The following is a 16,707-nucleotide window of genomic DNA, read 5'->3' on the forward strand; positions in this document are numbered from 1 at the left end:
AGCGGGACGGCGGAGCAAGATGGCGGGATGCGACGGCCTCGCGGCGAGCGCCGCTGCGCTGCCTCTCCCTTTCCCTGTTCTTCACGGGGAGAGGGAGCGCACTGCCCGTGTTGCAACGCGGTCCACCGTGAACATGCCGCAACAACTCAGTCCCGCGAGCAGCTCTCACTTCGGCACGCTTTCCAGGTCCTCCAGCCATGCCGCGGCGTTGCCGTCCGAGGGCGCGCGCCAGTCGCCGCGCGGCGACAATGCGCCGCCGGCCACGACCTTCGGCCCGTTCGGCATCGCCGAGCGCTTGAACTGGCTGAAGGCGAAGAAGCGCTTGAGGAACACCTCCAGCCACTTGCGTATGTCGGCGAGCGCGTAGGCATGCCGCTTGTCGGCCGGGAAGTGCGGCGGCCAGGCGCCCTCGCCCGCATCCTTCCAGGCGTGATGCGCCATGAAGGCGATCTTCGACGGACGCATGCCGTAGCGCAGCGTGTAGAACAGATTGAAGTCCTGCAGCTCGTAAGGGCCGATTGCGGCTTCCGTGCTCTGCGGCGTCTCGCCCTCCTTCACCGGCACCAGCTCCGGCGAGATCTCGGCTGACAGCACCGCCTCAAGCGTGCGGTCGACGTCGGCCGAGAACTGATGCGAGGCGATGACCCAGCGGATGAGATGCTGGATCAGCGTCTTCGGCACGCCTGAATTGACGTTGTAGTGCGACATCTGATCGCCGACGCCATAGGTGCACCAGCCCAGCGCGAGCTCGGAGAGATCACCGGTGCCGAGCACGATCCCGCCGCGGTCGTTGGCGAGCCGGAACAGATAGTCGGTGCGCAGCCCCGCCTGCACGTTCTCGAAGGTGATGTCGTAAATCGCTTCGCCGCGCCCGAACGGATGGCCGATGTCCTTCAGCATCTGCGTGGCGGCAGGGCGGATGTCGAGCTCGGCGGCGCTGACCTCGAGCGCCTTCATCAGCGCATGCGCATAGGACTTGCTCTGTGCACCCGTCGCGAAGCCCGGCATCGTATAGGCCAGGATGTTGGTTCTGGGCAGGCCGAGCAGGTCCATGGCCTTGGCCGCGACGATCAGCGCATGCGTGGAATCAAGGCCGCCGGAAACGCCGATCACGATGCGCTTGGTCCCGGTGGCGCGCAGCCGCTGCGTCAGGCCGGCGACCTGGATATTGTAGGCCTCGTAGCAGTCATGATCGAGCCGCGTGGCATCGCTCGGCACGAACGGAAAACGCTCGACATTGCGCATGAAGCCGATGTCGTCGGCGGTCGGCTGCAGCTCGAAGCCGATGCGGCGCCAGTGCACGCCGGAGGCCTGCGCGCGCGCATTGTCGTCGAACGTGCCCATCAGCGCCCGCTCCTGGCGCAACAGATCCAGATCGATGTCGGCGAAGATCGTCTGGCCGGTCTGGCGGAAGCGCTCGCTCTCGGCGAGCAGCACGCCGTTCTCGAAGATCGAGGTCTGGCCGTCCCAGGCGAGATCGGTGGTGGATTCGCCGACACCGGCGGCCGCGTAGATATAGGCGGCAAGGCAGCGCGCCGAGGTCGAACGACAGAGCAGCGAGCGAGACTCCGCGCGGCCGACCGTGATCGGACTTCCCGAGAGATTGGCGAGCACGGTGGCGCCGGCCAGCGCGAGCTGGGAGGCCGGCGTGACCGGGACCCACATGTCCTCGCAGACCTCGACGCCAATGACGAGGCCGGCGACGTCGGCGGCGGCGAACAACAGGTCCGTGCCGAACGGCGCCATGGTCTCCGCGACCTCGATCATCTCGCCGCGAATGCCGGCGCCGGAGGCGAAGTGGCGGCCTTCGTAAAACTCGCGATAGGTCGGAAGATAGATCTTCGGCACCACGCCGAGCACCTCGCCGCGATGGATCACGACGGCGCAATTGTAGATGCGATGGGAGAAGCGCAGCGGCGCGCCGACGACCAGCACCGGCATCAGATCGTGCGATGCTTCGACCAAGGTCAGCAGCCCGCGCTGGACGGCATCGAGCAGCGGATCCTGCTTGACGAGGTCCTCGATGGCATAGCCGGACAGGCACAGCTCCGGAAACACCGCGACCGCCGCGCCCTGGTCGTGGCAGGCGCGCGCCGCCGCCAGGATCGCCGCCGCGTTGACGGTGGGATTGGCGACGCTGGAGGCCGTGACGCAGGCTGCGACGCGGGCAAAACCGTGCCGGTAGATCGAATGGAAGGTCATCGTGGCAGTCCATCTCCTGTCGCTCGATCATACGATATGGAGGATGACGGGAGCCAGACCAAGGGCGGCGGGTCAGGATCACCAATTCAGCAGCGCTCGGCCGGCAGATTGCCGGCCGGGGATCATTTGATTTGCATCGGCGAGGCAAGGCCGGGTAACTCGGATTCCTAACCCCGCGCACGACCCGTCCATTACACGCATGAACCTCTTCGTCATCGGCCTCGGCTACACCGCCCAGCGCTTCGTCGACCTGCATGGTCGCGCCTTCGCGCGCATCACCGGCACGGTGCGCAGCGCCGACAAGCGCGCGCGGCTGGCGCCGGCCGACGTCGCCGTGTTCGACGGCACGTCCGCCGCGGCCGATACGCTGGCCAAGGCCGCCGCGGCGGATGTCGTGCTGATCTCGGTCCCGCCCGGGAGCGGCGAGGATCCGTCGCTGACGGCCTTCGGTGAGGCGATCACGATGGGCCGTGCGCGGCGCGTGGTCTATCTCTCGACGGTCGGCGTCTATGGCGACCATCAGGGCGCCTGGATCGACGAGGACACGCCGCTGGCGCCGGAGCACGACCGCGTCCAGGCGCGGGTCCGCGTCGAGGACGACTGGCGCGGACGGATCGGCGACCGGCTGACGGTGCTCCGGCTCGGCGGCATCTACGGTCCCGGCCGCAATGCCCTGGTCGAGCTGCGGGCGGGGCGGGCGCGCCGCATCGTCAAGCCGGGCCAGGTGTTCAACCGCATCCATGTCGACGACGCCGCCGCCGCCATCCTGGGCGCGATCCGGCGCGACCGAGGCGGCGCCTGGAACATCGTCGACGACGAGCCCGCGCCGCCACAGGACGTCATCGCCTACGCCGCCAGCCTGATGGGCGTCCCGCCGCCGCCAGAGCTGCCGTTCGACAGCGCGGAGCTGTCGCCGATGGCCAAGAGCTTCTACGCCAGCAACCGGCGCATCCGGAACATCCGCGCCAAGCAGGAGCTCGGCCTCGTCTTCGCCTACCCCACCTATCGCGCCGGGCTGGACGCGCTGTGGGCGGCGGGCGAAGGGCGCTGAGATTTTCAGCACGCGACAGAAACCTTTCCTGCTACCGGCGATTGCCACGAACAGAAACTGTCATGCGGGCCTGACGTGAGCCGACGTCGCGCACCGCTCACACAAGGATGTTCGACATGCAAGGTGATCAACCCATCAGCTGGCTCATGTTCTTCACGCTTGCCGCCGCGATCGTGATCGCGTCCGGCGCCTTCCTGGCCTTCCTGCGCTCGCGGCACAACCGCGAGATCGCGGCGGTCGCGCTCCAAGGCGACGGCCGCGGCCGCGGCATGGCGCCGTCCGGCGCGCTGCCCGAGCTCGGCGGCCTGGTCGTGCTCGGCCTGATCGTCGGCGGCCTGCTGGTCGCCGGCTATCAGAGCGGCGGTGCGACGCGCTTCGCCGGCGGCAGCAAGCCGACGCCGGCCACGACCGCGCCGAGCAACACCGATCGCGGCACCACCGTCGGCGCCGGAGCGGCGATCACCCCGCCGGAGGCGCCGACCATGACGCAACCGGCACGCCCCGGTCCCGACCTCCGCACCGCGCCTGCGTCGTCACCGGCCGGCGCCGGCCCCGAGAGCGGCGGCCATCCGGAGGCCAATCCGCCGGCCCGGTAAAAAAGCACCACCCAGAAACCACGAAGGCCGCGCATCGCGCGGCCTTTTCATTTGAGGACCAGCTGAGGTCGCCGCAATCAGATCGCGGCCGCCACTTTGTCGAGGCCGATGGTGCGCGCGAGCCGCCGCACCTCATCCTTCTGGTCGTCGCGCAGCTGCCACAACAGCGGCATGGCCGCCGATTTGAGCTGCTGCACCTCGTCGGACTCCGGATCGATCGTCACCGCGCCCGGCTTGGCGGCCGCCTGGCGGGCGGTGTGGATCTTGCGGGCGACGGCGCGCAGCGCGCTCTCCACCGCCGGCCAATAATATTCCTGGTTCGCCGACAGCCGCAGCCGCTCCTTGATGCCCGCGATCTGGGTATCCGACAGCAGCGAATAGGCCTTCTGCACCTCGGGCTTCAATGGTGCCGCCGGCGGCTCGCTCCGGGCCAGGATCTTGGACTTCGGCAGGATCGGCTCGGACGCCACGATCGCCGCGGCCGAATTCCGGCTGGCCTCCTTGGCCAGCTCCGGCTCGGACGGCGCATAGGCATAGGCCTGGCGCAGAGCCCCCTTGGTCGGCCCGCTCGGCTGCTGCACCTCGGCGGCCGCAAGTGTGACCATGGCGAGGCGGTCACCCTTGGCTTCACGGTTCGACACCGGGCTCTTCGCCACCACTGCCGGCATCATCGCACCCGCCGACGGAACGCTGTCCCGCATCAGGACGCTGGTCACGGCGCTTACGGCGACCAGAACACCCAGCAAAGCGACAAAAGCGATCGACTTCGTCACGCAAATCTCCGTATCCCGGCGGAAACACCGCACTTTGCCGAAAAGTGGGAGTTAATTAAGGCTTTACGATGCCACAGAAACACGTGAGCCACCATTCTGCCCTGTGAAGATGGCGGATATTTTTTCATGCCGCGGAAGACAGCTCCGCGGGGATCTGCAGGTCGTAGGCCGCCTGGATGTCGGCGATGATGTCGGACGCCTCCCAAAGGGCGGCCGGTTCCACCGAACGCAGGCTGATGGTCCAGTTGCCGCCGCGGGCGGTGCGCGGCACGCTCATGATGTCGAACTGGACGTTGCGACACAGCGGATGACGCTGCAGGGCATGCCCGACCCGGATGCGGATCTCCTCGAGCGTCGCCCGTTCCTTGCCCTGCCCCAACTCGATGCTCATCGCGCCATTCCGCCACGTTCAAACCCGGCGGATTGTGGGACGGGATGGTTAATGGTGCCTTAAGGACACACACCGCCTGCCGCATCGTCAGGAAGCCCCTCGCGGATCGCTGGCGTGGTCGTACTCGTCTGCCGTTCGCGCGATCAGGTCTGCCACCGACGGAATGTCCGTCACCCCCGACGTCGCATGACCCGCGCTCCAGATGTCGCGCCACCGCGTCGGCCGCGCCTCGCGCGCCCCGACATCGATATCCTTGCCGATCTCGATCGCCCCACGCGCCGTCAGCGCCTCCGGGTCGAGCTCCGCCGCCACGATCGACGGCCTGAGCATGCTGGTCGGCAGGCCGGTGAAGGCTGAGGTCAGCAGGATGTCATCGGCGGAGCTTGTCACCAGCATCGCCTTGTAGCGCGGATCGGCCATGCTCTCCTGCGTGGCGATGAACCTGGTGCCCATGTAGGCGAGATCGCAGCCCAGCACTTCCGCGGCGCGCAAGCTCACGCCATCGCTGATGCCGCCGGCGAGCACGATGGGCCCGGCGAAGAAACGTCTGACTGCGCGGACGAAAGCGAACGGGTTGAGCCAGCCGGTCTGCCCACCGGCACCGGCCGTGAGCAGAATGAGACCATCGGCGCCAGCCTCGGCGGCGCGCTCGGCATGGCGGATCGAGGCGACGTCGGCGAACACCAGCGCCCCCGAATCATGCAGCGGTGCGACCACCGCCTCGGGCGAACCGACCGAGGTAATGACGAGCTCCGGCCGGTGGCGCAGCAGCACCGCGAGATCGTCCTGGAGGCGGGCGTTGGAGCGGTGCACGATCAGGTTGGGGCAGACCGGCGCGGCGGCCACGCCGCCGGCATCTGACGCGCGGGCGCGGCGTTCGGCGATCTCGCGCAGCCAGGCGTCGAGCTCGTCGGGCGTTCGGCAGTTCACCGTGGGAAAGGCTCCGATCACGCCGCTTGCGCAGGCGGCGCTCACCAGCTCGATCCCCGACACCAGAAACATCGGCGCCGCGATCAGCGGCAGTCGCAGCCGCGCCCGCAGGCCGGTGAGGCTGTTCAGTTGCGCCACGTGTCTCTCCCTGATCGCTTGTTTGGATCAGGGATACCGACAGCGGCGCGGGCGATCAATTGTCGCCGAAGAAGCTGAAGCGCGGCGTGGCCATGTCGACCGGCTGCGCCGCATAGGCCCGCGGCGTCGAATCCTCGCGCACCGCCTGCTCGACGGCCCGCAGATCCTGCTCGCGGCGCTGCCGGCGGCGCTCCGCAACCTGCCGATGCCGCTCGGCGCGGCGCTGTTCGACGACACGCTTTCGCTCGGTCTCGCGCGTCTTGAGATCGACCTCCTGAGCCTTCTCTTGGGCCTTCTCCTGAGTCGTGCCCTGCTGCGCCTTTGCCTGCGCATTGTCGGGCACCCCGGCCTGAGTGTCGGATGAAGCGGGAGGCGCCGTCGTCGCGGGCGCTGCCGCGGCCTGCGGCGAGGCGTTGCCGGCCGACGGCGGTGGCGCCACCGTATCTGTCGTCGCCGGCGTCACCTTGATCGGCGCCGTCGCAGCCGCCTGAGTGGCGGCCAGATAGGACGTCGCGGCCGGGCTCGGCGACGGTGCATCGGTCGCACGGCGCTCGACCCGTGTCGTCTCCATCGCGGGCGTCTTCGGATGCATGCTCTCGCCCATCAGCAGTCCGCCGCCCAACCCCGCCGCGACGGCGATCGCAACCGTCCCAGCCCCCGTGAAAAAAGCCGTCGAATTGCGCATGGCCATGCTCCTCATGATAGGGCGGCAACGTCCCGCACGCGACGATGTTCCGGCTCGCGGGCAATAGCTCTCGCGCCGGGTTGAGCGCGACCGGCATTCTGCTAGCCTTCGTTCCAAGCCCCGCGACGTCGACAACGATCAGGGGCATCCCGGGAGGACATCGCATGAGCCATCAGCTCCATTCATTTCCGGTCGTCTGCGAGCAGACCCTCCTGACGCTGTCGCGCCATCCGCAGCGCACCGCGTTCAGCTGGCCAGGCGGTTCCTTGTCCTACCAGGGCGCCATCGACCTGATCGGGCGCATGCAGAGCGTGTTCATGCGCCTCGCCCTGCCGCCGGGAACACGGGTCGCGTTCCTCACCGCCAACCGCGCCGATTCGTGGTGCGCCGGCATGGCGGCGCAGTTGTCGCGGCTCGCCATCACCTGGCTGCATCCGCTGGGATCGCTCGACGACCAGCTGTTCCAGCTGTCGGATTCGGAGTCGCAGGTGCTGGTCGTCGACGCCGCGGCGTTCCGCGATCGCGGCGGCGAGCTGGCCTCCCGCGCCGACGGCGTGCGTCACGTCTTCACGCTTGGGCCGGCGGACTACGGCGCCGACCTGCTTGTCGCGATCGAACAGGCCGGCTATGCCAGCGCACGCAATTTCGCCACTCCCGATGACATCGCGACCTTGAACTACACCGGCGGCACCACCGGAAAATCGAAAGGCGCGCTGCGCCATCATCGTGAATATGGCGGCTTCGCCACCGCGATCCTGGCCGATTTCGAGATCCCGGAGCAGGCCCGCTATCTGACGGTGGCGCCGATCAGCCATGTCGCCGGCACCAAGGTGCTGCCGACCTTGATGCGCGGCGGCACCGTGCACATGCTCAGGGGATTCGACCCCGAAGCCGTGCTCAAGACCATCGAACGCGAGCGCATCAACTTCACGCTGTTCGTGCCGACCATGATCTACGTGCTGCTCGATCACCCCGCGCTGGCCAAGACCGACCTCTCCTCGCTCGAGCTCGTGCTGTATGGCGCGTCCGCAATGTCGCCGACGCAGCTGGTCGAAGGCATCGAGCGCATCGGCCCGGTGTTCTCGCAGCTCTACGGCCAGACCGAGTGCTATCCGGTCTCGGTGCTGCGCAAGGCCGATCATGATCCGAAGCAGCCGGAGCTGTTCCTGTCGTGCGGCTTTCCGATCGCGGCCTGCGATGTCAAGATCCTCGATGACGATGATCAGGAGGTCGCACAGGGCGAAGCCGGCGAGATCTGCGTGCGCGCGCCGCATGTCATGACGGAATATTGGAAACGGCCAGAGACAACGGCCGAGACCCTGAAGAACGGCTGGCTGCACACCGGCGACATCGCCCGCCGCGACGAGCGCGGCTATTTGTACATCCTCGACCGCAAGAAGGACATGATCGTCTCCGGCGGCTTCAACATTTTTCCGCGCGAGATCGAGGATGTGCTGACCCAGCATGCTGATGTGGCGATGTGCGCCGTGGTCGGCGTGCCCGACGACAAATGGGGCGAGGCGGTCACCGCGATCGTCGTGCCGCGCGCCGGCGCAGAGCCGAATGCCGCCGAACTGATCGAGCTGGTGAAGGCGCGCAAGGGCTCGGCACATGCGCCCAAGCGCATCGAGTTCGTCAAGGAGCTGCCGATGACCGGCGTCGGCAAGATCGACAAGAAGGTGCTGCGCGCACGCTATTGGGAAGGACGCGGACGGATGGTGGGATAGCTCCACGGCGTACGGCCTCACCTCCTCGTCATTGCGAGGCGCCCTTGCGCCAAAGCAATCCAGAGCGGCATGCGCGACCCTGGATTGCTTCGCTTCGCTCGCAATGACGAAGAACCAAAGACACGGCTCACACGCCCGTGGCGATTCATGATCGAGCAAAGGCTCTCTCACGCCGCTCCCAAAAAGCGATTGCGTGAACTCCGCTCGTAGCTCCCGCACTCCGCTGTCGTCCCGGGCAAGCGAAGCGCGACCCGGGATCCATAACCACAGGGCGACGTCGTGAGCGCAGGTGGATCGACCCGCGTGCCTCGAACATCGGCCTGTGGTTATGGGTCCCGGCGTTCGCCGGGACGACACTCTTTGTGTGGCGCGAGACTCGCCACCGCGTTCCGCTGTCTCCAAACAACACTGAAGCGTTGCCCCCTTGCAGACGTGACATTGCTGCCTCGCGGCGCATCTGCGCCCGAGTGTTGTTGAATTCGTCCCCTCCAACCAACGGAGGGTGCAGGGAAGGCCAGGCCTCGACCGAGGCCTGCGGTCCGCGTGCAGCAAAAAAGCACGCGGCAGAACCACAGGTTCGGCCGGAAACCCGGCCCTCCCTGCGCGACGGCTTTACGAATTATACGCAGTCTCCCCGGCGACCGGCTCGTTTGCCACCGTCGTCCCGCTAGCTGCCCGCTGGGCATGCTCGCGAAACTTGACCTCAGCGTCGGGAGGCCAGGACCCTGCGACTTCAACGTCCGCGACGTGGCGTACGTCGGCATGCTCTGAGCACGCTGCGCCCCATCGCGGCCACCGCATCCCACCTCAACGCATCGTGACGTTCGCGAAGCGCCCCTCGTCAGTGAGGCGGGATGGGGAGAGGATAAGCATCGATTTCTGAAAATTCAAATAGGAACATTTTTCACGGATCATCTGGACAGGCCAAATCAGCTTGAAACGACAATCGAATTTCGCATTCCGGCGCACGCATGTTTGCCGAGCGATGTACGCCGCGAGGTCTCCGTTGTGAGCAAAACCGTGCCCGTCGGCCAAATCACCTCACCGCAGCCGTCAGCCCCATCATGCGCCGTATTACTTCAGCAAGCCGCCCCCGTAGCGGAGATCATAGACGACACGGCCGGACTGGAAGACCGTCTCAGCGCCGACGAAGCGGGCGAGATCGCCCTCGCTCTCGTTGCGGTAGCTCAGGTCATCGACGGCAAACGACGCTGGCCCACGATAGGGACGATCGACATCGACTCGGAGAAGCGCCTTCCGGAGAAAGGCATAGACCGCAACGATCAAGCCCCTGTCCGACAGGTCCGGGCGAATGCCTCCATGGTACGACATCGACCATATGACCCTCGTCTCCCTCGACACCGTTTCCTGACCGACGAAATATCCCATGCCGAAATAGATATCCCGATAGGCAAACCGCCCGGCTTGGTAGTCGAGCTGCTTCGATCCCTCGAGCAAAGGTGAGGCCACGCTCGCGTCATCGTCGAGGCCGGCATAGGTGCGCTTCTTGGCTTCGACGAGAAAAGCCGCTAGTTCGTCGAGGTCGATCGTCATCGTCTTGTCCCCTCCTGAGCTTGCGGCACCACACGCTGATCGGATGGCCTCCGGCCGTCCGTTGGTGCGCCTCGCCAAACCGGACTCATCATACGACATGCAAGGCTGGGCGACAGACGTGATCCACGATCTCACAGCACATGCAGCGCGCGGCGCGACGGCGCGAGCGGGAGCCAGTCCGGGATACGGCGCTTGGCGAGCCAATAGGGCCGCCACAGCGTTCGCCAGGTGACCACACTCAAGGGCGCTTTATCCCAATTGATGAAGCCGGTCTCGATGTGGAGCAGGTCGTTCATGTGCAGCCATCGGCGCGAAGCCCACCACAGCTCGCGCGACACGGGTGCGTTGCCCGGGCCCTTGAGCTGGACGACATTCAGCAGAGGGTCGCCCCGACGCACGGCGACCTCCAATGTCGCGACCCGTTCACCGCCGCAACGGACACTCCATAGTCGCGACGCGTGATGGGACAGCTTGTAGCCATAGCTTCGAACGCAATTGCGCATGGCGACCGACTCGTCGGCGATGGCGGCGATGTCGTTCAGCGGACGGAATTCGTAATCTCCAACCCGGCCCGGACTGACCCAGGTGTCATGGACCGAACCGCTGGCGAGTTCGGCATGCAGAGTGACGACGGTCCTCCACGCCGAGGCGGCGGCGAGTGCGGTGTCGAGGTTCATGTCCGGCGTCCAAGGCTGCTCGACGAGTTCGCGGCCGTAACCCCCAGCCTGCCCCGAAAACCAGATCCAGAGACCGACGAGACGAATACGATCGAGGCTCTGCGCCCGCGGCGCGCGCAAGGACTCGCGGGCGATCCAGACAGAAGCGGCGTCGTGCGCAATCGCCGCCATGTCGGCGACGAGCTGCAGCCAGCGCGGCATCAGCTTCGGCGAGCGCGGCAGGTGATTGGCGATCTGGCGGCGGAACAGTTCGCCGTCCGGCAGGGGAACGATCGGCTGCACGAACGCCTCCGGCGGCAGCTTGCGCAGCCACATCGGAATGCCGGCGGATGTCGCAGCCGCCGCAAGCGGACGTCCGGCGATCACGCAGGCGATCGCCGGTTCCGGATCGACATGTCGGCGCGGCACCGCGAGCGCAAACAGGAGGGCCGGAAAGCTCAAAGCGAGGTCGGCGAGATGGGGATGGCGCATCGCGCATTCGCGCACGCGGGATTGGTAGCGGGACGCATAGCGCCGCAGCCGGCGTTCACGCATATCGGAACGCTCCGGCTCCCGGCGGGGAGTCAGAAGGAGATTGGATGTCATGACACGACTGTTCAAGCGCAGGCCATGAAGGCCGCGAGCGGTTCGGTGAGATGTGAGAGTGTCAAATCGTAACCGGGACGATCATCCCGGCAGCTGCGTCAATGATCGCGCAGTGAGCCCGGGAAGCGCGTGAGTCTGGACATCGTCGCCTCCTGCGTTGAAATTTGGATGGGGCTCTCTATCCTGTTTCGCGTTCCTGCGCAACTGAGCGTGGGCACTCGACCTTGAACGAAGGGGCCGATGGCCTGGCAACGCGTCTATACTGTCAACGACTACTACGACGGGCCCCGCCTCGGGTTGGCGGATGTCGACGGCGTTCCGCACATCTACGAGGCGGAATTCAACCATAGCACGGAGGAATATGGCGACACCTATTTCGTCTCGCCTGTCGATGAGCAACTCTTCGCTCTCATCCTCGAAGACTGGGACATCTGGCTGCGCTGGGAAACGGCGTTCAAGCGCGGCGAGGTCGCGCTTGACACGCATCCCGCCCTGCCCGGCGACCGCGAGCGACATGAGGCGCTGAAGATTGCCATCGGCGATCGCCTGAAAGCCGACCGCGCATGCGCTCGATACAAGCGGGCTCGCTTTGGCGTCTCGCCGAACCGCGAAACGATCGTCGAGTGGTTCGACGTCGACTGACTGATGCTTGCGGCCGATCCTGTGGTCGGGGTCTCTCAGACATGCCCCACCATTGACCGCCGCAAGCGCTCTTGTGAGGCAGCTGCGCCTCAATCCGAGCAGGCGGCTGGATCAACCTCGATGGAACAAGGGGAGCCTGCAGGCTCCCCTTCCGCATCGTCTTCCTCTCGAGCGCTCAGAAGTCGAACGTCATGCCGGTGGTGACCGCCTCGATCTTGTTGCCGGCGACCACGTTGTTGTTGGCATCGCGGCCGCAGACGCCATAGCCGTGACCGCTGACGCCGAGGCAGTAATGCGCGCCGGCGCCGTTGCGCAGGTAGGAGCCGACCAAGTACCAGCTCACGAACGGGCTGAAATGGTACTTCACGCCGGCCGCATACATGTCGGCGGTGCTGTCCAGCGTGTTGAGTGCGAAGTCCGCGGTGCCATTGGGCGGGGTCACCGTATAGGTGTTGAGAATGCCTGTGCCCGGCGAGCCGGGCGAGGCATTGGCGTGGGCCCATGAGGCGCTGACGTCCCATTGGCCGACGGTCTGGGTCGCGCTGAGGAAGTAGCCGTCGCGGGAGCGCTCGTTGAATGCGGCGACCGTATGCTCGCGGCGCATGATTTCGTAGATGCCGTATAGCTGCAAGGTGCCGATCGTGTCGTTGAGCTTGTAGCCGGCGCCGACCTTCGCCGCCCATTCGTTGGCGATTCCGACAGCTCCCGGCGGCACGATCAGGACGCCGCCATTGCTCAGCGCCGTCACCGCTTCGTCGCCGGCCCTGTTGGTTCCCTCGTGCAGCTCATAGGCGGCAACGGCCGTGAACGGCCCATGGTTGTAGGTCAGCGACGCGCTGTAGAGATTGCCGTAGGATCCGTCGGTGCAGCCCTCGGGCGCCGAGGTCAGCGGGAAGCTGCTGCCGCTGCCGCGCGCCGAGGTGCCGGGGCAGTTGAAATCGCCATACGCGTAGTTGCTGTTGTCGCGCGCGGTGTTCTGGCCCGGCGAGACCATCACGGCAGCCTGGAGTCCATTCCAGACCGGCGACTCGTACCAGATCGCATGCGGCGCGCGCCAATCGAACTCGGCACGCAGATCGCCGCCGGTGTTGCCCATGATCGAGTTGTAGTCGCCGAGCGTCGCCGAGAACGGATCGTACTTCGCTGTCGCCCGCTTGTAGGGCGTGTCGGCCTTACCGGCCTTGATCGCACCCCATGGACTCTCCATGCCGATGAAGCTGTCGCGCGTGCCGATGGCGGCGCGCTCGGTCGGGGTCGCCGCGACCTCCACCAGCGTTTCGAATTGCGCGACCGCCGCCCACCCGGGAAGGCCATAGGGCTCGAGATTGTGGCGCGCGCGGACGCCGAAATAGGTCAGGTTGCTGGAGACGCCGAACTTGGTCCCCTGGTCGAACACGTTTGGATTGAACACGTCGCCGGACAGATCGACATGGCCGTAGAGTGTGACCGTGGTGTTGTCGACGAAGGAATTGCCGCCCGGCGCCTTGCTGTAGAGCGGAGCGCCGCCGATCGAGACCACGGCATGCTCCGGCGCAGACGGCGCGGGCGATGGCGCCACGGCGGCGTGCTGCACCGGATTCCCCTTGGACGCGGCCGGCGCAACCTCGCCGGCCGCCGCCTTCGGGCCGGACATGTGGTTGATGCGATCGCGCAGTTGCGCATTCTCGTGCGCCAGTTTGGCATTGTTCCGCTCCAGCGCATCGAGGCGCGCAACGACGTCGTCGAGCGTCGCAGCTTGCAGCGGGTGAGTCAGCATCGTCGCACACAGGGCAGCAGCGGCCGTGCCCAGCAGATAGGCGTTCCTCATTGGCATCCCCCTTCGAGCCCGCCTGTCTAAGTTCGCGGGACCGCCAGAGGCTAAGGTATGCAAAATGCCAGAGACAATGGCTGTGTAACTCAGGGAAGGCGATAAGGTGGCAACTGCGCTAAATTTGCCACATTCAGAGACAAACGACGCCCTGCGGCAATCTGGCACATTGCCTAAGCTGCGGCGCAGCATCTCGGAATCGGCCAGGACCGTGCACGATTGCAGCCTGCGGGTGTACGACGTGAGGTTTGCGGCGAAGCCAGCTTCTGGAGGAGAGATCAGATCATCGGGATCGATTCGCTGCCCCTCGCAGCCGGCGCCGATTGCGCGTGACGCATGAACAGGTGCGCACTGGACCGGGCCACCTCCGCTTCCCGCGTGCAGACGTGCCGCAGGCGCCGTGCGATTGCCGCCGCCCTACTTCCTACCTACTTCTTGCCCTTCGACGTGTTCAGCGCGACCGCGGCGCGGATCAGGGCCTTGAATGCGGCCTCGTCGATCTCGTCGCCCTCGTGAATGTCGATGGCGCGGCGGGTGTTGCCGTCGAGGCTGGCGTTGAACAGGCCCGACGGATCAGGAAGCGAGGCGCCCTTGGCGAAGGTCAGCTTCACCACGGCCTTGTAGGTCTCGCCGGTGCAGATGATGCCGGCATGCGACCACACGGGTACGCCGCGCCACTTCCATTCCTCGACGATGTCGGAATCGGCCTGTTTGATGAGATCGCGGACGAAGCTGAGCCTGGTGCCGCGCCAATCACCGAGCTCCGCGATCCGGGCCTCGATCAGGTCCGACGCAGACGGGCTCCCCTTCTCGACGTTCGTAGTCCTCGCGGGTTTCGCCATCACGCTGATTTCCCATCACCTGCTTGTCGTTCCATCTGCGTGTAGTTCGCAGCGTGCCGTATTTATACGGTCAGCCTGGTCTGCTCAAGTTTAGAGCAATGTTTATAACTCACCGGCCAAATCAGCCGCACGCGTATACCACGATGCCTCACCGTCGAGCGCTCGGTACGCCCGTCCATTTGCAGCAACGCGCACACCTCGAGCCGGCTGCACTCAATCCCTGGAACGATCGAAGCCGGAGTCGCAGATGCCGTCCTTTTCCAACCTGTCCATTCGCAACAAGGTGCTGCTTGCCTTTGGCATCGTGCTGATCACCGCGATGGGGCTCGGCGGCTTCTCGATCGATCGTCTGTCCAACGTCAACGGCTCGGCCGCCGAGGTTCGCGACAATTGGCTGCCGGCGACCGGCTGGCTCGGCAGCATTTCCAAAGCGGTGGAGCAGTATCGCGCCCGGCAGGGCCAATTCCTGCTGGCGACGACGGCCGAGCAGAAGAACGAGCAGCAGAAGCTGATCGACGAGACCCTGCAGCAGCTGGAGGCGACATGGCGGCTCTACGAGCCGACGGTGACAACGGCGCAGGAGAAGGCGCTGGTGGCCGCGTTCAAGGGCCCCTGGGCCACGTATCTCGAGGACAGCAAGCAGCTGCTCGAGCTGTCACGGAAGAACCAGACCGAGGCCGCAACGGCCCTGTTCATGGGCCGGCTGCGTGAGGAATTCGGCAAGGCGCGCAAGGCGCTCGAGCAGGACCTCGCCTGGAATGTCGAGCAGGGCAAGGCGGAGGCCGACAAGGGCGCCGCAGTCTATCAATCATCCCGCTCATGGATCCTGGCGACCATCGCGCTCGCTGCCGCACTCTGCATAGCGATGGGCAGCATGATCGTGTCCGGCGTATCGCGTCCGATCACGGCGATGACCGAGGCGATGCGCAGGCTCGCCGGCGGCGACATGTCCGCACACATCCCCGGCACCGCGCGCAAGGACGAGATCGGCAGGATGGCGAGCGCCGTGCTGGTGTTCAAGGACAACGCGATCGAGACCGAGCGGCTGCGCGCCGAGCAGGCGGAGACGGAGAAGCTTGCCGTTGAACGCCGCAAGCGCGACATGCACGAGCTGGCCAACAGCTTCGAAGGCGCGGTCGGGGAGATCATCGAGACCGTTTCTTCGGCCTCGACCGAGTTGGAGGCTTCGGCCTCGACCCTGACCTCGACGGCAGAACGCACGCAGCAGCGGACCACGACCGTCGCCGCGGCTTCCGAGCAGGCGACCGCCAACGTGCAGTCGGTCGCGTCCGCGACGGAGGAGCTGAGCTCGTCGGTGACCGAGATCAGCCGCCAGGTGCAGGAGTCGGCGCGGATGGCGAACGAGGCGGTCGAGCAGGCGCGCAAGACCAACGACCGCGTCAGTGAGCTGTCGAAGGCGGCGGCGCGGATCGGCGATGTCGTCGAGCTGATCAACACCATCGCCGGGCAAACCAATCTGCTCGCCTTGAACGCCACGATCGAGGCGGCGCGCGCGGGCGAGGCCGGCCGCGGCTTTGCGGTCGTCGCCACCGAGGTCAAGGCATTGGCTGAGCAGACCGCAAAGGCGACCGGCGAGATCGGCCAGCAGATCGCCGGCATCCAGGCGGCGACCAACGACTCCGTCGGCGCGATCCGCGAGATCAGCGGCACGATCGAGAAGCTGTCGGAGATTTCATCGACGATTGCCGCGGCGGTCGAAGAGCAGGGCGCCGCGACGCAGGAGATCTCGCGCAACATCCAGCAGGCGGCGCAGGGAACGCATGAGGTGTCGTCCAACATCACCGACGTGCAGCACAGCGCCAGCGAGACCGGCTCGGCGTCGTCGCAAGTGCTGTCGGCGGCGCAATCGCTGTCGCAGGACAGCAACCGGCTGAGGCTGGAGGTGGGACGGTTCCTGAATACGGTGCGGGCGGCGTAAGGAACGCTATTATTAGTTGCCGCCCCGCTCGAATCGCGATGACGGCTCCACTCCCCTCCCCCTTGCGGGGAGGGGTTGGGGGTGGGGGTCTCCGGACGCTGAACGTCGTGCGTGCCTCGATACCTCAAAGGCACTACAGCGACTGCCTCGCGTGGGCTCTTGACTCCG

14 protein-coding genes are annotated in these 16,707 nt (G+C 66.2%); 5 read left to right on the forward strand and 9 right to left on the reverse strand.

Annotated elements, in window-relative coordinates; genetic code table 11:
• Positions 1-165 precede the first annotated feature (165 nt).
• Entirely contained in the window at positions 166-2,202 is a 2,037-nt protein-coding gene (locus QQL87_RS20530; protein ID WP_284418226.1) for an NAD(+) synthase, read from the reverse strand.
• A gap of 199 nt (positions 2,203-2,401) precedes the next feature.
• Between QQL87_RS20530 and QQL87_RS20535 the strand changes: the two genes are divergently transcribed.
• Positions 2,402-3,253 (forward strand): SDR family oxidoreductase, encoded by an 852-nt coding sequence (locus QQL87_RS20535; protein WP_284418227.1) that lies wholly within the window; start codon positions 2,402-2,404, stop codon positions 3,251-3,253.
• Positions 3,254-3,369: 116 nt separating this feature from the next.
• Positions 3,370-3,849, forward strand: coding sequence for a hypothetical protein (locus QQL87_RS20540; protein WP_284418228.1), 480 nt, complete (start codon positions 3,370-3,372; stop codon positions 3,847-3,849).
• Between the two features lie 77 nt (positions 3,850-3,926).
• Here QQL87_RS20540 and QQL87_RS20545 read toward each other — a convergent pair whose 3' ends face one another.
• The 4 genes from QQL87_RS20545 to QQL87_RS20560 form a co-directional block, all read right to left on the reverse strand.
• Complete coding sequence (locus tag QQL87_RS20545) at positions 3,927-4,565, reverse strand: hypothetical protein (protein WP_284418409.1); 639 nt, start codon at positions 4,563-4,565, stop codon at positions 3,927-3,929.
• 181 nt (positions 4,566-4,746) lie between these two features.
• A complete protein-coding gene (locus QQL87_RS20550) occupies positions 4,747-5,013 on the reverse strand; it encodes a hypothetical protein (RefSeq protein WP_284418229.1) in 267 nt (88 codons plus the stop codon).
• 87 nt (positions 5,014-5,100) lie between these two features.
• Positions 5,101-6,081 (reverse strand): NAD(P)H-dependent flavin oxidoreductase, encoded by a 981-nt coding sequence (locus tag QQL87_RS20555; RefSeq protein ID WP_284418230.1) that lies wholly within the window; start codon positions 6,079-6,081, stop codon positions 5,101-5,103.
• 55 nt (positions 6,082-6,136) lie between these two features.
• Positions 6,137-6,766, reverse strand: coding sequence for a hypothetical protein (locus tag QQL87_RS20560; protein ID WP_284418231.1), 630 nt, complete (start codon positions 6,764-6,766; stop codon positions 6,137-6,139).
• A gap of 164 nt (positions 6,767-6,930) precedes the next feature.
• Between QQL87_RS20560 and QQL87_RS20565 the strand changes: the two genes are divergently transcribed.
• Entirely contained in the window at positions 6,931-8,493 is a 1,563-nt protein-coding gene (locus QQL87_RS20565; RefSeq protein ID WP_284418232.1) for an AMP-binding protein, read from the forward strand.
• Positions 8,494-9,567: 1,074 nt separating this feature from the next.
• Here the strand turns inward: QQL87_RS20565 and QQL87_RS20570 are convergent.
• Both QQL87_RS20570 and QQL87_RS20575 read right to left on the reverse strand, forming a co-directional pair.
• A complete protein-coding gene (locus QQL87_RS20570) occupies positions 9,568-10,047 on the reverse strand; it encodes a DUF5680 domain-containing protein (RefSeq protein WP_284418233.1) in 480 nt (159 codons plus the stop codon).
• 131 nt (positions 10,048-10,178) lie between these two features.
• On the reverse strand, positions 10,179-11,258 hold the full coding sequence (locus QQL87_RS20575; protein ID WP_284418234.1) for a hypothetical protein: 1,080 nt from the start codon (positions 11,256-11,258) through the stop codon (positions 10,179-10,181).
• A 291-nt stretch (positions 11,259-11,549) separates the two neighbouring features.
• Here QQL87_RS20575 and QQL87_RS20580 point away from each other — a divergent pair, with 291 nt between their 5' ends.
• Complete coding sequence (locus tag QQL87_RS20580) at positions 11,550-11,951, forward strand: hypothetical protein (protein WP_284418235.1); 402 nt, start codon at positions 11,550-11,552, stop codon at positions 11,949-11,951.
• 175 nt (positions 11,952-12,126) lie between these two features.
• Here the strand turns inward: QQL87_RS20580 and QQL87_RS20585 are convergent, their stop codons facing one another.
• Together QQL87_RS20585 and QQL87_RS20590 are read right to left on the reverse strand one after the other, a co-directional pair.
• On the reverse strand, positions 12,127-13,758 hold the full coding sequence (locus QQL87_RS20585; RefSeq protein WP_284418237.1) for a porin: 1,632 nt from the start codon (positions 13,756-13,758) through the stop codon (positions 12,127-12,129).
• A 428-nt stretch (positions 13,759-14,186) separates the two neighbouring features.
• Positions 14,187-14,600, reverse strand: coding sequence for a DUF1801 domain-containing protein (locus tag QQL87_RS20590; protein ID WP_284418239.1), 414 nt, complete (start codon positions 14,598-14,600; stop codon positions 14,187-14,189).
• A 247-nt stretch (positions 14,601-14,847) separates the two neighbouring features.
• Here QQL87_RS20590 and QQL87_RS20595 point away from each other — a divergent pair, with 247 nt between their 5' ends.
• Positions 14,848-16,539, forward strand: a complete 1,692-nt coding sequence (locus QQL87_RS20595) for a methyl-accepting chemotaxis protein (protein ID WP_284418240.1) — start codon at positions 14,848-14,850, stop codon at positions 16,537-16,539.
• Positions 16,540-16,707: the final 168 nt, after the last annotated feature.

This window comes from Bradyrhizobium sp. SSBR45G (assembly GCF_030159255.1).
Classification (GTDB): domain Bacteria; phylum Pseudomonadota; class Alphaproteobacteria; order Rhizobiales; family Xanthobacteraceae; genus Bradyrhizobium.